The organism is Microbacterium helvum, assembly GCF_014779795.1.
Taxonomy (GTDB): domain Bacteria; phylum Actinomycetota; class Actinomycetes; order Actinomycetales; family Microbacteriaceae; genus Microbacterium; species Microbacterium helvum.
The window spans coordinates 94,816-110,335 of sequence record NZ_JACXZS010000009.1 but is presented as its reverse complement, the minus strand read 5'-3'; the positions used below and the strand labels follow the sequence as shown (position 1 = coordinate 110,335).

Below are 15,520 nucleotides of genomic sequence, written 5' to 3'. Positions count from 1 at the left end.
TCCGCCCATGAGCGGAAACGGCGAGACCGCCCCGATCACGCAGGTCGTTCCCACAGGCTGGCGCTCGCGGCTCGACCTGCGCCCGCAGATGGCGCGTGTGCGCGGATCGGCGATCGCGATCGTGCAGATCGTGGTCGCGGCGACCGCGGCGTGGGCGTTCGCGCATTACGTGGTGGGGCATCCCGCTCCGCTGCTGGCGGCGACGGTCACGATCTCGAGCCTCGGCCTCGTCCGCGACGCCCGGCCGCGCCGCGTGCTCGAGACGGTCGTGGGCATGCTGGTCGGCATCCTCGTCGCCGAGGGCTTCGTCGTCGTGGTCGGCCCGGGCTGGTGGCAGCTGGCGCTGGCGCTCGCCGCGACGCTGTTCGTCGCCAGGTTCCTGTCGCCGTACCCGCCGTTCGCGATCATGGCCGGCATCCAGGCCTCGATCGTGATGTCGCTGCCGGCTTCGCAGCCGTTCTCGCGCCTCGTCGACGGCATCGTCGGAGGCATCGCGGCGCTCGTGGTGACCGCGCTGATCCCGCGCAATCCCCGGCGAGAAGAAGCCCGTGACGGCCATGCGGTGTTCGCCGCCGCCGACGACGCGGCCCGCACGATCGCCCAGGCGCTGCGTCGCGGCGACGCGATGCGGGCCACGCGCGGTCTCGAGAAGGCGCGTGCGATCGCACCGCGCATCGACGAGTGGCGCGCGTCGCTGGACTCGGGGCTCGCGGTCGCCGGGTTCTCGCCGTGGCTGCGGCCGCAGCGCGCCGAGCTGCGCCGGCACCACACCGTGCTGCAGTCGATGGACTTCGCGACGAGGAACCTCCGCGTCGTCGCCCGCCGGGCGGTCTACCTGTGCGACGACGGCGAGCGGCGCCCTGTCCCCGCCGAGCTGCTGTCGGAGCTCATGCGCGCCGCCGCGCTCGTCGGCGAGAGCCTCGACGACATCTCGATGCAGCCGGCGGCGCGCGAGGCGGTGCGTGCCGTGGCCGCGCGCCTCGACCCGGCGGCGATCCTCCCCGGCGGCACGCAGAGCGAGCTGAACCTCGTCACCGCGCTGCGCCCGCTCGCCGTCGACCTGCTCACCGCGACCGGCCTTCCCGGCGACCAGGCCAGAGCGATCCTGCCGCGCGTCTGATCGGCGGCAGCACCGGCCCGCGGGCATCGGGCAGCCCCGGGCCGCGGCATCCATTCCCTCCCCGTTGACGACGTGCGTTCTCGCCGAGACCACACATCCTCGACGCGAACGACGTGCGTTCTCGACGAGAACGTGCGTTCTCGGCAGGAGTGAGATTCGAGGAGGAGGGGGATGCCGGGGTCAGGGGGTGGCGGCATCCCGCGGCGCGACCGCGCTCCACGGCAGCGTCAGTTCGCCGAGGCGCCAGCGGGATCGCTGCAGAAGGGGCCAGCCGGCCGCCTGGACGGCGGCGAGGGCCGTGCGCCAGCGGTGCACGGCGCCGAACGGCGAGACGACGGCGGCGCGGTCCCATTCGGCGTCGAGCGCCCGGAGCAGCGCGTGGATGCGCTCGCCGGGCACATTCCGGTGGATGAGCGCCTTGGGCAGGCGTTCGGCGGCCACCGACGGGTGCTCCAGCCCCGTCAGCCGCAGCGACACCGTGAACGTCTGCGGTACCGCGTCCGGGCCGATCGCGACCCACGTCGCGATGCGGCCGATCTCGTCGCAGGTGCCCTCGACGAGCAGGCCACCGGGCGCCAGCCGCGCCGCCATGGTCACCCATGCCGCGGTCACCTCAGACTCGTCGTACTGGCGCAGCACGTTCATGGCCCGGATGATCGCGGGTCGCCGGCCGCCCGTCACCGGCACCTCGAAGCCTCCCCGCGCGAACGACACCTGCGAGTCTGCGGCGAAGGGCGTCATGCCGGCGCGCACCTGCTCCAGCTGAGCGGTCGCGCGGGCCACGCGCGCAGGATCGATCTCCAGGCCCAGCACCTCGACATCGGGTCGCGATCGCGAGAGGCGCGCGAAGAGCTCGAACGCGGTGACCCCGCTCGCGCCGTAGCCCAGATCCACCACGAGGGGATCGGCAGCACGACGCAGCGCCGGATGCCGCGCGATCCACCGGTCGATGCGGCGCAGCCTGTTGGTGCCGGTGGTGCCGCGTGTGATCTGCCCGACCGGTCCGCGCGCCATGCCTCCATGATGCCAGCGTCACGCGCCCGGGCACGGCGGCCGGCCGCCGATAACATGGAGGTCATGACCGCGCCCTATACGCTCATCCTCCTCCGACACGGCCAGAGCGAGTGGAACAAGACCAACCAGTTCACGGGGTGGGTCGATGTCCGCCTCACCGAGCAGGGCAAGGCCGAGGCCCAGCGCGGCGGCGAGCTGCTCGCCGAGTCCGGCATCCTCCCCGACGTCCTGCACACCTCGGTGCTCAGCCGGGCGATCCAGACCGCGAACATCGCGCTGGATGCCGCCGACCGCCTGTGGATCCCGGTCAAGCGCTCGTGGCGCCTCAACGAGCGGCACTACGGCGCTCTGCAGGGCAAGGACAAGGCGCAGACCCTCGAAGAGTTCGGCAACGAGCAGTTCATGCTGTGGCGCCGCTCGTTCGACGTTCCGCCGCCGCCGCTGCCGGCCGACGACCAGTACAGCCAGGTCGGCGACCCGCGCTACGCCGGCATCGACGGCGAGGTGCCCGACACCGAGTCGCTCAAGATCGTCATCGACCGCATGCTGCCCTACTGGCACAGCGACATCGTGCCCGACCTGAAGGCCGGCAAGACGGTGCTCGTGACCGCCCACGGCAACTCGCTGCGCGGCCTCGTCAAGCACCTCGACGGCATCAGCGACGCCGACATCGCCGAGCTCAACATCCCCACCGGCATCCCGCTGGTCTACCGCCTCGACGAGAACCTGCAGCCCCTCGGCCCGGGTGAGTACCTCGACCCCGAAGCCGCCGCTGCGGGAGCGGCCGCGGTCGCGAACCAGGGCAAGGCCTGATCGCAGACGCAAAGAGAAGAGTGGATGCCTCCGGTGAGGCATCCACTCTTCTCTTTGTCGTCGCACCGGCGTCAGCCCCCCGACTGCGCCCGGCGACGGGGTCTACTGCTCGGGAGCGACGACCGTGATGGTGTCCGTGGTCGTGGTCCAGTCTCCGGTGGAGAGGTAGAGCACCTTCTTCGCCACCGAGACCGCGTGGTCGGCGAAGCGCTCGTGGTAGCGGCTCGCGAGCGTCGCGTCCACGGTCGCGGCGGCCTCGCCCTGCCAACTGTCGCTCAGAACCTTCTCGAAGACCGACAGGTGCAGGTCGTCGAGGCTGTCGTCGGCGTTGCGGACCGCGTCGATGAGCGATTCGTCCTGCGTGCGCAGCAGCTCGGTGAGCTGACGGGCGACCTCGACGTCCAGCTCGCCCATCTTGAGGAACGTCGACTTCAGGCCCTTGGGGATCGCTCGCTCGGGGAAGCGCATGCGTGTCAACTGGGCGATGTGCTCGGCGATGTCGCCCATGCGCTCCAGTGAGGCGCTCATGCGCAGCGCGCTCACCACGATGCGCAGGTCCCGCGCCACCGGCTGCTGACGGGCGAGGATCTCGATCGCGAGCTCGTCGAGCTCGATGGCCTTCTCGTCGATGACCGCATCGGCCTCGATGACCTCTTCGGCCAGCGCCACGTCGCTCGTGCCGAACGCCCGCGTCGCCTTGTCGATCGCGACCGTGACCAGCTCGGCGATCTCTACGAGACGCCCTTGCACGTCTTCGAGCGACTGGTGGAAGACTTCGCGCATTGCGATGCACCTTTCGTGGTTTCGGGCAGGCGTCCGCCCGCAGCCCCGGCGATTCTCGTCAGAGAAGGTTAACGGACGGTGCCGCGACGGTGAACACTGCCCGGCACGTGCCGCTCCAGGGGCGCCGGCGGCCGATGCGGCCCCGAACGTGCCCGTACTCTGGGACGCATGGACTCCACGCAGCTGACGCTGCTCGCCCTTCTCGTGGGGGTCATCGTCGGCGGGTCGGTGTCTGCCGTCATCGTCGCCGCGCTCCGTGCTCGCGACCGCGCACGGATGGAGACGAACGTCGACGTGCCCGACGGCGTGCGCGAGGTCCTGCACGGCATGGACGACGCGGCCGTGGTCGTCGACACGTCGTTCACGGTGCTCGCAGCCTCGTCGGCCGCCGTTCCGTTCGAGCTGGTCGAGGGCGGGACGCTGCCCACCGACGAGCTGCGCATGCTCGCGCGGGGCGTGCGCACGAGCGAGTCTGTGTCGCCGGGCACCACCGCCACCGAGACCATGCGGCTGCGCCGCGGGGCGCTCCCCGCCGAGCCGCGCCTGGTCGCGGTGCGTGCGACACGCATCTCGGCACGGCTCACGCTGCTGGTGCTGCGCGACATCACCGAGCGCGAGCGCGTCGAAGAGATGCGCCGCGACTTCGTGGCGAACACCAGTCACGAGCTCAAGACGCCGGTCGGTGCGGTGAGCCTGCTCGCCGAGGCGATCGAGTCGGCGGCGGACGACCCGCCGCAGGTGCGCATCTTCGCCGCGCGACTGCAGGCCGAGGCGTCGCGCCTGGCGCTGCTGACCTCGCGCATCATGAACCTCTCGCGGCTGCAGGCGTCCGACCAGCTGCCGCAGCGCGATGTGTCGATCGACGAGGTCGTGGCATCCGCACTGGACGCGCACGCGATCCAGGCGGACTCCGCCGGCGTCGAGATGGTGCGCGGCGGCAGCCGTGGGCTGTACGTCCGCGGCGACGCGCAGGTGCTGAGCGAGGCGGTGGGCAACCTCGTGGCCAACGCGATCGCCTACTCGCCCCGCGGGTCGAGCGTCGGCGTCGGCATCAAGTCCGCCGACGGCGTCGTCGAGATCGCCGTGACAGACCGCGGCATCGGCATCGCCGAAGGCGACCAGGATCGCGTGTTCGAGCGGTTCTACCGCGCCGACCCCGCACGTGCGCGTCGCACCGGCGGCAGCGGCCTCGGCCTGTCGATCGTCAAGCACGCCGTGCAGCGCCACGGAGGCGAGGTGCGCCTGTGGTCGCGGCCCGGTCGCGGCTCGACGTTCACGATCCGGCTGCCCGAGTCGGCCGCTCCTGCTGCCGAGCCCACCCCGAAGCGGGGCCGCAAGAAGAAGCGCGCCGCGGCCGAGGCCCAGGATGCCTCGGCTCCGGTGATCGGCGCGCCGGCGGCCAAGAAGAAGCCGACGTCGAAGGGCGCCGTAACCCGGCCCGCGGCACAGAAGCCTGCGAGGACCACGCCCGCCGCCACCGAATCATCGGCGCCGAAGAACCCCGTGATCCCGGCGCCCGCGCCGGCTGCCGAACCCGCTGCGAATGGAGAACCCGCATGACCCGCGTCCTGATCGTCGAGGACGAGCCGGACCTCGCCGACCCGCTCGCCTACCTTCTGCGGCGTGAGGGCTATGAGGTCGAGATCGCCGAGGACGGCCCGTCCGCGCTGGTCGCGTTCCGCGACCGGGGCGCCGACATCGTGCTGCTCGATCTGATGCTGCCGGGGATGCCGGGCACCGAGGTGTGCCGTCAGATCCGCACCACGTCGGCGGTGCCGATCATCATGCTCACGGCCAAGGACTCCGAGGTCGACATCGTGGTGGGCCTCGAGCTCGGCGCCGACGACTACGTCACCAAGCCGTACTCGGCGCGCGAGCTGCTCGCACGCATGCGCGCGGTGCTCCGCCGCTTCTCGCAGATCGACGCCGACCTCGAAGACCGGGTCCTCGAAGGCGGCCGCGTCGTGCTCGACATCGACCGGCACACCGTCGCGGTGGACGGCGACGAGATCAACATGCCCCTCAAGGAATTCGAGCTGCTCGAAGTCCTCATGCGCAATGCCGGTCGCGTGCTCACCCGCGGTCAGCTGATCGACCGGGTGTGGGGGAGCGACTACTTCGGCGACACCAAGACGCTCGACGTCCACATCAAGCGCATCCGATCGCGGATCGAGCAGAACCCCGGCTCGCCCGAGATGCTCGTGACGGTGCGCGGGCTGGGCTACCGCTTCGAGGGCTGACCAGGGACGAAGAAGCGGGGCGCGTCGGCTGACGCGCCCCGCTTCTTCTCGCCGGGATCGGGATGCCGGGGCTCAGACCACCGGATCCGATGAGGAATCAGGGCGCCAGCGCCGAGAGGTAGTCGAGCGAGCCGTCGAGGACGGGGATCGAGACGAGGGCGCCCTCGCTGTCGCCGGACTGGAAGAAGGTGGCGACGTCGGTGCCGGGAAGACCCTCGAAGCCGTCGATCTCGAGCGGCTCGTCCTCGTCGGAGCCGAGGCTGACGGTCGTGTTCGCGGGCACGCGGACGGTGAGCGACGGACCGCCCTCACCGAACTCGACGTTCAGGGTGTGCGAGTCCTCGGTGTCGTTCACGATCGCCGCGACGAAATTGCCCGCGGTGCCCTCGTCGTTGGCGACGACGAAGGCGTTGCGCACCTCGAGCGGGCCGGAATCGTGGACGTTGGTGCCTTCGGCGGCCGAGTAGGGGATCGTCGTCGCCTGCGGCGAGATCATGCTGCAGCCGGTGGTCGTGAGCACGAGCGCGGCCCCGACGGCCAGAGACGCGATGAGGCGGCGGTTCACAGATCCTCCCAGGACGATTCGGTACCCCGTAAGTCTAGGGGTTCGAGCGGGCGCGCGCGGAGCACCCGGGCCGCACGCGGCGAGGGGTCCGCCTCAGGGGCGGAGAACCTTAGCGTATTTCTCCTGTGGTATCCTGGAGGTTGCCGAAAGGACATAACTCCATGCTTTTTGAGGTTGGCGAGACGGTCGTCTACCCCCACCACGGGGCGGCAACGATCATCGAGGTCAAAGACCGGATCATCAAGGGCGAGACGAAGAAGTACCTGAAGCTCAACGTCACGCAGGGTGATCTCATCATCGAAGTACCCGCAGAGAACGTCGATCTTGTCGGGGTTCGCGACGTCATCGGCAAGGAAGGCCTCGACAGGGTCTTCGAGGTGCTGCGCGCGCCCTTCACGGAAGAGCCCACGAACTGGTCCCGCCGGTACAAGGCCAACCTGGAGAAGCTCGCGTCGGGTGACGTCATCAAGGTCAGCGAGGTCGTTCGCGACCTGTGGCGCCGCGATCAGGATCGCGGCCTCTCGGCCGGTGAGAAGCGAATGCTGGCCAAGGCCAAGCAGATCCTCATCTCCGAGCTGGCGCTCGCTGAGAAGACCGACGAGGAGCAGGCCAGCGTGATCCTCGACGAGGTCCTCGCAAGCTGAGACTTCTGAAACGGCGCCCCCGGCAGGGGGGCGCCGTTTCACTGTGTCCGGGCGGGCCTGGGACGCGCCTCCCCGGGTTCGCACCGTCATGGGCGCGATAGCGTGAACGGGTGAGCATGCTTCCCGTTCCGCGTGTCGGCATCGTCGTCGTGGCCGCTGGATCCGGCACCCGGCTCGGCGCCGGTGGCCCCAAGGCGTTCGTGGGCATCGACCGGCACAGCATCCTGCGCCACGCGCTGGACGGCGTGTTCGCGGCTCCCGAAGCGCAGGTCGTGATCGTCGTGCCGGAGGGGCGCGAGGGCGACGCCCGCACCGAGGCGCTGGAAGCTTCCGGTGACCGTTCGGACCTCGTGACGGTCGTCACGGGGGGCGCCACGCGTCAGGAATCGGTGGCGGCGGGACTGCGCGCGCTGTGGGGCGACGTCGAGATCGTCCTCGTGCACGACGCGGCCCGCGCGCTCACGCCGCCCGAGGTGTTCTCCCGGGTCGTCGGCGCGATCGACGCCGGTGCCGACGGCGCCATCCCCGTGCTCCCCGTCATCGACACGATCAAGCGCGTGGCCGGCGAAGAGATCGTCGCCGCCGTCGATCGGTCCGAGCTGGCGTCGGCGCAGACGCCACAGGGCTTCCGCCGTGACGTGCTCGACGCGGCATACGCCGCCGCGTCGGCCGAGTTCACCGACGACGCCGCGCTGGTGGCGGATGCCGGGCATGCGGTATCGGCTGTGCCGGGGCATCCACTCGCCTTCAAGATCACGACCGCCGCCGACCTCGACCGCGCCCGCCACCTGCTCGCCGCGGCACCGGAGCCCGCGTCGCCGCGCGTGGGCGTGGGCACCGATGTGCACGCATTCGGCGGCGACGGCACACTGTGGCTCGCGGGGCTGGAGTGGCCCGGCGAGCAGGCGCTGTCGGGGCATTCGGACGGGGATGCCGTCGCCCACGCGATCGTGGACGCCCTCCTCGCGGCGGCCGGCCTGGGCGACATCGGCACGCACTTCGGCACCGACCGGCCGGAGTTCGCCGGAGCCCACGCGGACGCCTTCCTCGGCCGCACGACGGAGCTGCTGCGTGAGGCCGGCTGGCGCGTGGGCAACGTCTCGGTGCAGGTGCAGGCGAATCGTCCACGGTTCGCCGCGCGCCGCGCCGAGGCCGAGCGGGCGCTCTCGGCGGCGCTCGGCGGCGCCCCGGTGTCGGTCTCAGCGACCACGACAGACGGATTGGGATTCACCGGTCGCGGCGAAGGCGTCTCGGCCTACGCCGTGGCCCTCATCGCCGCCGCCTGACCCCCGCCTCCCGTCCGTCCCCTTCGTCCCTCTGCCCCCGTCCGTCCCTCACCCTCGCCCCTCACCCTCGCCCTTGCCCCTCGCCCTCGCCCTCGCCCTCGCCCCGCGCCGCCCCCGGCCCTCCGAACCTGACACCTCGTTCACTTGCGCTGTTCGTACGCGAGAACCGGGTTCAGGCGTACAAACAGCGCAAGTGAACCGATTCAGAGGGCGCGCGTCATGAACCGCGAGTGCGGGTCGAGGCGGTAGCCGCCGAACGGGCCGCAGTCCGTGAAGCCGGCGCGGGCGTACAGCCGGTGGGCGGCGGCGAAGTCGTCGGTCGTGCCGGTCTCGAGCCAGAGGCTCGTCATTCCGCGCCCCTGCGCGACGGTGATGAGGTGGTCGAGCAGCGCCCGTCCGACGCCCGCGCCGCGGAAGGCGTCGTCGACCCGCATCGATTTGATCTCGCCGCGCTGCGCATCGAGGGCGCGCAATGCCGCGATCCCGGCGACGCGATCGTCGATCCACGCGGACCACAGCGTGATGCCCGGCCGGCGCAGCGCATCGACGTCGAGCGCGTGGATGCTCTCGGGCGGGGCGGTGCCGACCAGCGCGGCGAGGTGGAAGGCGACGAGGCGACGGGTGTCGTCGCCGGTGAGGTCGTCGGGGCGGATCTCGATGGTGCTCTGCATGTCGCGCCCAGTGTGACACGGGCGGATTGCGGGGGTGTTTCCGCCCGGCGGATCAGGCCTCGACGGCGAAGGGCTCGGGGTCCCGCGGCGCGCGTGATCCCCACGCGAGCAGCGCGAGGCCGGCGGCGAGCACCACGAGCCCGATGATCGCGAGCGCCGAGAGCCGTTCGCCCAGCACGAAGATGCCCAGGATGCCTGCGGTCAGCGGCTCACCGAGCGTCAGGGTCGCCGCGGTCGCGGCCGTCAGCCCGCTGAGCCCCCACGTGAACAGGACGTACGCGATCGCGATCGTGCCGAGTCCCAGCCAGAGCGCCATCGTGAGCCCGGAGGCGGTGCCGAGCCAGGACAGGTCGACGAACGGGATCGCGAAGACGCACAGCGCGGCGGCGCTCGCCCCCATGGCGCCGACGACCGTGAACGGATCCCACCCATCGTCCAGCAGCCGCCGCTGGGCATTGGCGATCACGGCGAACGATGCGCCGGCACCGATCGAGCCCAGCAGTCCCAGCGGGTCGGTGCCGCCGGCGCTGCCTGCTTCGCCGCCGAAGCCCAGCAGCACGACGCCGAGCGTCGCCAGGGCGGTCGCGCCCATCCAGGTGGGGCTCGGGATGCGTCGGGTCAGAGCCCACTCGAGGAGCCCGGCCAGGATCGGCGCCGAGCCGAGGGCGACGACGGTGCCGACAGCGACCCCGTTGCGCGCCGTACCGAGGAAGAACAGCGGCTGGTAGACCGCGAGGCACGCACCGGTGAGCACCATCAGCAGCACGGGCCGGGCGCCCAGCCGCGGGCGCGGCGTCGCATCGCTGCGCCGCGCATGGCGGGCTGCGAGCGTGAACGCGATGAGCGCCAGGCCCGCACCGCCGATGACCATGCGCATGACCCCGATCGACAAGGGCGTGGTGCCCGAGGGGCCGAGCGCCTGCGAGGTGCCCGTCGTGCCGAACAGCAGGGCGGCGGCGAGGACGGCGAGGACGTGCAGCACGGTCAAGTTCTACCAGGCGAGCGGCGGCCGCAGCCCGCTGGTTCCCAGGGGCGCGCCGGTAGGCTGGTGCAGTGACGGTTCAGCTCTATGACACCAAGGCGCAGGCTCTGCGCGACTTCGTGCCGCTCGACCCCGGGAACGTCACGATCTACGTGTGCGGGCCGACCGTCCAGTCCGGTCCCCACATCGGGCATCTGCGCGGTGCGCTGAGCTTCGACCTGCTGCGTCGTTGGCTCGCCCACCGGTACGGGCGCGTCACGTTCGTGCGCAACGTCACCGACGTCGATGACAAGGTGCTCGCCAACTCCACCGACGGTGAGCCGTGGTGGGCGCTCGCGTACCGCATGGAGCAGGAATTCACCCGGGCGTACACCGCGATCGGGATCCTCGCGCCGACGTACGAGCCGCGGGCGACGGCATCCATCCCGCAGATGCAGGAGCTGATCCAGCGCCTCATCGACGCCGGACACGCATACCCCGCCGACGCGGGCGCGGACGCCGCCGGCGACGTGTACTTCGACGTGCGCTCGTGGCCGGGCTACGGCACTCTCACCAACCAGTCGCTCGACGCGATGGAGCCGGCCGCGGACGCCGACCCGCGCGGCAAGCGCGACCCGCGCGACTTCGCCCTCTGGAAGGGCGGCAAGTCCGACGAGCCCGAATCCGCGAGCTGGCAGTCGCCGTGGGGCGCCGGCCGGCCGGGCTGGCACATCGAGTGCTCCGCGATGTCGCGCCGGTACCTGGGCGCCGAATTCGACATCCACGGCGGCGGACTCGACCTGCGCTTCCCCCACCACGAGAACGAGCTCGCACAGTCCACCGCGGCCGGCGACGGCTTCGCGCAGTACTGGGTGCACAACGGCCTGGTCACCGTGGCCGGGCAGAAGATGTCGAAGTCGCTCTTCAACTTCATCCTCGCCGAGGACGTGCTCCGCGAGCGCGACCCACTCGTGGTGCGGTATGCGCTCGCCGCCGCGCACTACCGTTCGAGCCTCGACATCACGGCATCCACCTTCGACGAGGCCGAGGCGGCGATCGACCGCATCCGCACGTTCCTCGAGCGCGCGGTGCGCACGCTGCGCGACGAGGCCGACGACGTGATCGTGGTCCCCACGCCTTCTCCACCCGCCGCTGGCGCGTCGGGCGGAGCCTCCGGGCGCGTGGGCCCAGCCGTCGTGCCGGCCCGTTTCGCGGCCGCGCTCGACGACGACCTGGGTGTGCCGCAGGCGCTCGCGGTGCTGCACGAGACCGTGCGGGACGGCAACACGGCCCTGGATGCGGGGGACCGGGAGACGGCGCTGCGCGCGTTCGCGGACGTCGCGGTGATGACCGGCATCCTCGGGATCGACCCGCTCGATCCGCAGTGGCGGACGGCCGACGCGTCGGCGGCGGCATCCGCTCTCGACACCCTCGTGACGACCATGATCGCTCAGCGTGCCGATGCGCGCGCGGCGAAGGACTGGGCGGCGGCCGACCGCATCCGCGACGCGATCGCGGCGGCCGGCATCACCCTCGAAGATTCAGCAGACGGAACACACTGGAGTTACAGCGATGGCTAAGCCAGGCCGCCCCGGCGCGGGCAACAGCAAGAAGAAGGGCGCCCAGAAGGGCACCGGCGGGCACAGCCGCAAGGCGCTGGAGGGGCGCGGCCCGACCCCGAAGGCAGAGGACCGCGCCTGGCACGTCGCCGGCAAGCGCAAGGCCGCGGCCGAGCGCTACGCCGCAGCGGGCGGCAAGGGCAAGCCCGGTCAGAAGCCCCAGGGGTCGAACCCGAACCGATCCGGCAAGTCGAAGGCCGGTGACGACACCGAGACCGTCACCGGGCGCAACTCGGTGCTCGAGGCGCTGCGCGCGAAGATCCCGGCCACGGCGTTCTACATCGCGCAGCGGGTCGAGATGGACGACCGCGTGAAAGAGATGCTGGCGATCACGACCCACCGCGGCATCCCTGTGCTCGAGGTCACGCGTCCGGAGCTCGACCGCATGGCCGGCTTCGACGGCGTGCACCAGGGGGTCGCGCTCAAGGTGCCGCCGTACGAGTACGCGCACCCGCAGGATCTGCTGGAAGAGATCATCGACCGCGATCAGCTGCCGCTGCTGATCGCCCTCGACGGTGTCACCGATCCGCGCAACCTCGGCGCGATCATCCGCTCGACCGCCGCCTTCGGGGGCCAGGGCGTGATCGTGCCGCAGCGCCGATCGGCGGGCGTCAATTCCGCCGCGTGGAAGACCAGCGCCGGCGCCGCCGCGCGCATCCCGGTCGCCGTCGCGCCGAACCTCACGACGACGCTCAAGGAGTTCAAGAAGCAGGGCGTGTTCGTGCTCGGCCTCGACGGCGGCGGCGACGTGTCGCTGCCCGCCCTCCAGCTCGCCGACCGGCCGGTCGTGATCGTGGTCGGCTCCGAGGGCAAGGGGCTGTCGCGTCTGGTGACCGAGACGTGCGACCAGATCGTGTCGATCCCGATCTCGTCGGCGACCGAGTCGCTGAACGCGGGCATCGCGGCATCCGTCGCCCTGTACCAGGTCTCGTCGCTGCGCAGCGCCGAACTGGACTGAGACCCGATCCCCGTCGAAAGGCATAGGCACATGGCACGCATCGCCGTCATCGGAGGCTCCGGCTACGCCGGCCGGCACATCGTCGCCGAGGCGGTGAACCGCGGCCACAGCGTGCTGTCGATCGCGCGCCGCATCCCCAGCGAGCGTCAGCAGGGCGCGATGTACATCGAGGGATCGCTCACCGATGTTCCCGGGCTGCTCGCGCAGATCGAGGGTGTCGACGTGGTGGTCTCGGCCGTGGCGCCGCGCGGTGACATGGCGGGCCTCGTCCGTCCGAACATCGCCGCGCTCGTCTCGGCGCTGCCCGAGGGAGTGCGTCTCGGCGTCGTCGGCGGTGCCGGGGGCAGCCTCGTCGCCGAGGGCGGGCAGCGCCTGGTCGATCTGCCGACCTTCGGCGCGGACTATGTGCCCGAGGCGCTCGAAGGACTCGGCATCCTCGAAGACCTGCAGGCGCTGTCGCCCGATGCCGCGGACTGGTTCTACATCCACCCGGCCGGGGGCTTCGGCGCCTGGAACCCGGGGGAGCGCACCGGCGAGTATCGCAAGGGCGGCGACGTGGTCGTCACCGACGCCGAAGGCGAGTCGTACATCTCCGGCCCCGACCTGGCCGTCGCCGTGGTCGACGAGATCGAGCACCCCCAGCATCCACGAGGCCGCTTCACCGTCGGCTACTGACCGCGCGGACACAGCCCGCCCGACGCATTCATCGGAATGAATCCGAGCAGTGCCGACTTGTCACAAGGGACCGGCGGAGCTCCGCCGGCGAGCTTGCAGCGGAAGGCACACAATGGCACGCATCGTCGTCATCGGAGGAACCGGCTACGCCGGCGGGAACATCGTCGCGGAGGCCGCTTCACGCGGGCATGACGTGGTGTCGGTCGCACGGAAGCCGCCGCAGGTCCCCGTCGACGGCGTGACGTACGTCACCGGATCCGTGCTGGACCTGCCTTCGCTGGCCCCGGTGCTCGACGGCGCGGATGTCGTGGTCTCGGCGATCGCGCCGCGCGGCGACATGACGGACCTCGGCGTCGACGCCGTCCAGGGTCTCGCAGACGCCTTGACCGGCACCGGCACCCGCCTCGCCGTCGTCGGGGGCGCCATGGGCAGCCTCAGCGAGGCCGGGGGACCGCGCCTGTACGACCTCGGCGTGCCCGAGGAGTACCGTCACGAGGCGACCGTCGGTGTCGAGACGCTCGACGTACTGACGGCGTCCGACGAGGGACTGGACTGGTTCCTGGTGCACCCGCCCCTGGTGTTCGGCGCGTGGGAGCCCGGTGAGCGCACCGGTGCCTACCGCACGGGCGGCGCGGTCGTCGTGAAGGACGCCGACGGCAACTCGTACATCTCGGGTCCCGACTTCGCCCTCGCTCTCGTCGACGAGATCGAGACGCCGGCGCACCGCCGCGATCGCTTCACCGTCGGCTACTGACGCGGGTCCCCGGTCGGCGGTGAAGGATGCCGGCGGCCGGGCCCGACCGTTCAGACCAGATCGCGCCAGTCGATGTCGTCGTCCTCGTCGTCGTCGAGGACCGGGTTCGACGACGTGATGACGGGCAGTGAGACCGTCTCGGTGGGAGGACCCATGAGAGTCGCCTCATCGCGCCGGTGTCGCAGGACGTTGTCGATGTAGCTCGACAGCGCCTCGGCCAGCGGCACCGACTTGCCCTTCGCCTGCGACAGGTACCAGCGGTGCTCGAGCAGCTGGTGGAAGACCTCCGCAGGCTCCAGCTTGGCGCGCAGGTCCCACGGAATGGCCTTGACGACGGGCTCGAACACGCGGGTCAGCCACTCGTGGGCGGCCATCTCCTCGTCGTCGCCCAGACGTGAGACACGCACCCGGAACTCGTCGAGGTCGTTGAGCAGCCGGCGTGCCTGGTTCTCTTCGACATCGAGACCGGTCAGCCGCAGCAGACGGCGCTGGTGGTGCCCGGCATCCACCACCTTCGGCTGGATCGAGACGCGCGTGCCGTCGGCGGTCGTCTGGATCGACATCTCGCCGATGTCGAAGCCGAGGTCGTTGAGACGCTGCACCCGCTGCGTGAGCCGCCACGCCTCATCGGCGCGGAACGTCTCTTCGTCGGTGAGGGCGGCCCACAGCGAGTGGTACGACGACACGATGCCGTCGGCGATCGCCACGGCGTCGACGCCGCCTTCGAGGCGGCCGCCGGCTTCGAGGTCCATGATCTCGCCGGCGATGTTGGTGCGCGCGACGTCCAGATCGTGCGCACGCTGACCGGGCGTCAGGCCGCTCTCGTGCAGTTCGCCGGTCTCGGCGTCGACGAGATACGCGGCGAAGGCTCCGGCGTCGCGGCGGAACAGCGTGTTGGACAGCGACACGTCGCCCCAGAAGAACCCCACGTTGTGCAGGCGTACGAGCAGCAGCGCCAGCGCGTCCACCAGACGCGTCGCCGTGTCGGGGCGCAGCACCTGGGTGAACAGGGCACGGTAGGGGAGCGAGAACTTCAGGTGCGCGGTCACCAGGGCGGCCGGAAGAGGGGTGCCGTCGGCATCCGTCCGTCCCGCGATCACGGCGACGCGCTCGACGCACGGGACGTCCAGGCGGGCGAGGTTGCCGAGCATGTCGTACTCGCGGCGTGCCATCGCCTCGGTCGTCTCCTTGATCGCGACGACGCGGCCGGACAGGTTCGCGAAACGCACGAGGTGCCGCGAGATGCCCTTGGGAAGGAAGACGATGTGGTTCGACGGCCACTCGCCGAGCGGGGTCGACCACGGCAGCGTGAGCAGGCCGGGGTCGACACTGCTCGCGGTGATGCTCAGGGCGTCGGACACGCATACCCCCGTGGGTCGAAGAAGCCGGGAACAGCGCGACGGCGCGGGGGAAGAGA

At 71.2% G+C, this 15,520-nt stretch carries 16 protein-coding genes; 10 read left to right on the top strand and 6 right to left on the bottom strand.

Annotation, left to right across the window (positions count from 1 at the left end; genetic code table 11):
• The first annotated feature begins 7 nt into the window (after window positions 1-7).
• Window positions 8-1,120, top strand: coding sequence for an FUSC family protein (locus IF188_RS14105; protein ID WP_191172439.1), 1,113 nt, complete (start codon window positions 8-10; stop codon window positions 1,118-1,120).
• A 180-nt stretch (window positions 1,121-1,300) separates the two neighbouring features.
• Here IF188_RS14105 and IF188_RS14100 read toward each other — a convergent pair whose 3' ends face one another.
• Window positions 1,301-2,134 (bottom strand): methyltransferase domain-containing protein, encoded by an 834-nt coding sequence (locus IF188_RS14100; RefSeq protein ID WP_191172438.1) that lies wholly within the window; start codon window positions 2,132-2,134, stop codon window positions 1,301-1,303.
• Window positions 2,135-2,197: 63 nt separating this feature from the next.
• Between IF188_RS14100 and IF188_RS14095 the strand changes: the two genes are divergently transcribed.
• Window positions 2,198-2,947 carry a phosphoglyceromutase gene (locus IF188_RS14095; protein WP_191172437.1) on the top strand — a complete coding sequence of 250 codons (750 nt, stop codon included), beginning with the start codon at window positions 2,198-2,200 and terminating at the stop codon, window positions 2,945-2,947.
• A gap of 102 nt (window positions 2,948-3,049) precedes the next feature.
• Here the strand turns inward: IF188_RS14095 and phoU are convergent, their stop codons facing one another.
• Entirely contained in the window at window positions 3,050-3,730 is a 681-nt protein-coding gene (phoU, locus tag IF188_RS14090) for a phosphate signaling complex protein PhoU (RefSeq protein ID WP_191172436.1), read from the bottom strand.
• Between the two features lie 168 nt (window positions 3,731-3,898).
• Here phoU and IF188_RS14085 point away from each other — a divergent pair, with 168 nt between their 5' ends.
• Together IF188_RS14085 and IF188_RS14080 are read left to right on the top strand one after the other, a co-directional pair.
• A complete protein-coding gene (locus IF188_RS14085) occupies window positions 3,899-5,290 on the top strand; it encodes a sensor histidine kinase (RefSeq protein ID WP_224751876.1) in 1,392 nt (463 codons plus the stop codon).
• Window positions 5,287-5,970, top strand: a complete 684-nt coding sequence (locus IF188_RS14080; RefSeq protein ID WP_191172435.1) for a response regulator transcription factor — start codon at window positions 5,287-5,289, stop codon at window positions 5,968-5,970. The genes IF188_RS14085 and IF188_RS14080 overlap by 4 nt, the downstream gene beginning before the upstream one ends.
• A 97-nt stretch (window positions 5,971-6,067) precedes the next feature.
• On the opposite strand, the gene IF188_RS14075 is transcribed toward IF188_RS14080, so the two are convergent.
• Window positions 6,068-6,535: a DNA modification methylase gene (locus IF188_RS14075; protein ID WP_191172434.1), complete on the bottom strand. Its 468-nt coding sequence runs from the start codon at window positions 6,533-6,535 to the stop codon at window positions 6,068-6,070.
• Window positions 6,536-6,696: 161 nt separating this feature from the next.
• Between IF188_RS14075 and IF188_RS14070 the strand changes: the two genes are divergently transcribed.
• Window positions 6,697-7,179: a CarD family transcriptional regulator gene (locus IF188_RS14070; RefSeq protein ID WP_018172589.1), complete on the top strand. Its 483-nt coding sequence runs from the start codon at window positions 6,697-6,699 to the stop codon at window positions 7,177-7,179.
• Window positions 7,180-7,295: 116 nt separating this feature from the next.
• Window positions 7,296-8,465, top strand: coding sequence for a 2-C-methyl-D-erythritol 4-phosphate cytidylyltransferase (gene ispD, locus IF188_RS14065; RefSeq protein ID WP_191172531.1), 1,170 nt, complete (start codon window positions 7,296-7,298; stop codon window positions 8,463-8,465).
• A gap of 203 nt (window positions 8,466-8,668) precedes the next feature.
• Here the strand turns inward: ispD and IF188_RS14060 are convergent, their stop codons facing one another.
• Window positions 8,669-9,136 (bottom strand): GNAT family N-acetyltransferase, encoded by a 468-nt coding sequence (locus IF188_RS14060; RefSeq protein WP_191172433.1) that lies wholly within the window; start codon window positions 9,134-9,136, stop codon window positions 8,669-8,671.
• A 52-nt stretch (window positions 9,137-9,188) separates the two neighbouring features.
• Window positions 9,189-10,118 (bottom strand): DMT family transporter, encoded by a 930-nt coding sequence (locus IF188_RS14055; RefSeq protein ID WP_191172432.1) that lies wholly within the window; start codon window positions 10,116-10,118, stop codon window positions 9,189-9,191.
• A 71-nt stretch (window positions 10,119-10,189) separates the two neighbouring features.
• On the opposite strand from IF188_RS14055, the gene cysS reads away from it, so the two are divergent.
• From cysS to IF188_RS14035, 4 genes are all read left to right on the top strand, one after another.
• Entirely contained in the window at window positions 10,190-11,677 is a 1,488-nt protein-coding gene (gene cysS, locus IF188_RS14050) for a cysteine--tRNA ligase (protein WP_191172431.1), read from the top strand.
• Window positions 11,670-12,674: a 23S rRNA (guanosine(2251)-2'-O)-methyltransferase RlmB gene (gene rlmB, locus IF188_RS14045; protein WP_191172430.1), complete on the top strand. Its 1,005-nt coding sequence runs from the start codon at window positions 11,670-11,672 to the stop codon at window positions 12,672-12,674. The genes cysS and rlmB overlap by 8 nt, the downstream gene beginning before the upstream one ends.
• 30 nt (window positions 12,675-12,704) lie before the next feature.
• Window positions 12,705-13,349, top strand: a complete 645-nt coding sequence (locus IF188_RS14040) for an NAD(P)-dependent oxidoreductase (protein WP_191172429.1) — start codon at window positions 12,705-12,707, stop codon at window positions 13,347-13,349.
• 112 nt (window positions 13,350-13,461) lie between these two features.
• A complete protein-coding gene (locus IF188_RS14035) occupies window positions 13,462-14,103 on the top strand; it encodes an NAD(P)-dependent oxidoreductase (RefSeq protein WP_191172428.1) in 642 nt (213 codons plus the stop codon).
• Window positions 14,104-14,153: 50 nt separating this feature from the next.
• Here IF188_RS14035 and IF188_RS14030 read toward each other — a convergent pair whose 3' ends face one another.
• Complete coding sequence (locus IF188_RS14030) at window positions 14,154-15,464, bottom strand: DUF4032 domain-containing protein (protein ID WP_191172427.1); 1,311 nt, start codon at window positions 15,462-15,464, stop codon at window positions 14,154-14,156.
• Between the last annotated feature and the right edge of the window lie 56 nt (window positions 15,465-15,520).

What these genes read in the sequence shown, in the direction of transcription:
- IF188_RS14105 (WP_191172439.1), top strand. Translation starts at nt 8, where the DNA reads ATGAGCGGAAACGGCGAGACCGCCCCGATCACGCAGGTCGTTCCCACA.
- IF188_RS14100 (WP_191172438.1), bottom strand. Translation starts at nt 2,134, where the DNA reads ATGGCGCGCGGACCGGTCGGGCAGATCACACGCGGCACCACCGGCACC.
- IF188_RS14095 (WP_191172437.1), top strand. Translation starts at nt 2,198, where the DNA reads ATGACCGCGCCCTATACGCTCATCCTCCTCCGACACGGCCAGAGCGAG.
- phoU (WP_191172436.1), bottom strand. Translation starts at nt 3,730, where the DNA reads ATGCGCGAAGTCTTCCACCAGTCGCTCGAAGACGTGCAAGGGCGTCTC.
- IF188_RS14085 (WP_224751876.1), top strand. Translation starts at nt 3,899, where the DNA reads ATGGACTCCACGCAGCTGACGCTGCTCGCCCTTCTCGTGGGGGTCATC.
- IF188_RS14080 (WP_191172435.1), top strand. Translation starts at nt 5,287, where the DNA reads ATGACCCGCGTCCTGATCGTCGAGGACGAGCCGGACCTCGCCGACCCG.
- IF188_RS14070 (WP_018172589.1), top strand. Translation starts at nt 6,697, where the DNA reads ATGCTTTTTGAGGTTGGCGAGACGGTCGTCTACCCCCACCACGGGGCG.
- ispD (WP_191172531.1), top strand. Translation starts at nt 7,296, where the DNA reads ATGCTTCCCGTTCCGCGTGTCGGCATCGTCGTCGTGGCCGCTGGATCC.
- IF188_RS14060 (WP_191172433.1), bottom strand. Translation starts at nt 9,136, where the DNA reads ATGCAGAGCACCATCGAGATCCGCCCCGACGACCTCACCGGCGACGAC.
- rlmB (WP_191172430.1), top strand. Translation starts at nt 11,670, where the DNA reads ATGGCTAAGCCAGGCCGCCCCGGCGCGGGCAACAGCAAGAAGAAGGGC.
- IF188_RS14040 (WP_191172429.1), top strand. Translation starts at nt 12,705, where the DNA reads ATGGCACGCATCGCCGTCATCGGAGGCTCCGGCTACGCCGGCCGGCAC.
- IF188_RS14035 (WP_191172428.1), top strand. Translation starts at nt 13,462, where the DNA reads ATGGCACGCATCGTCGTCATCGGAGGAACCGGCTACGCCGGCGGGAAC.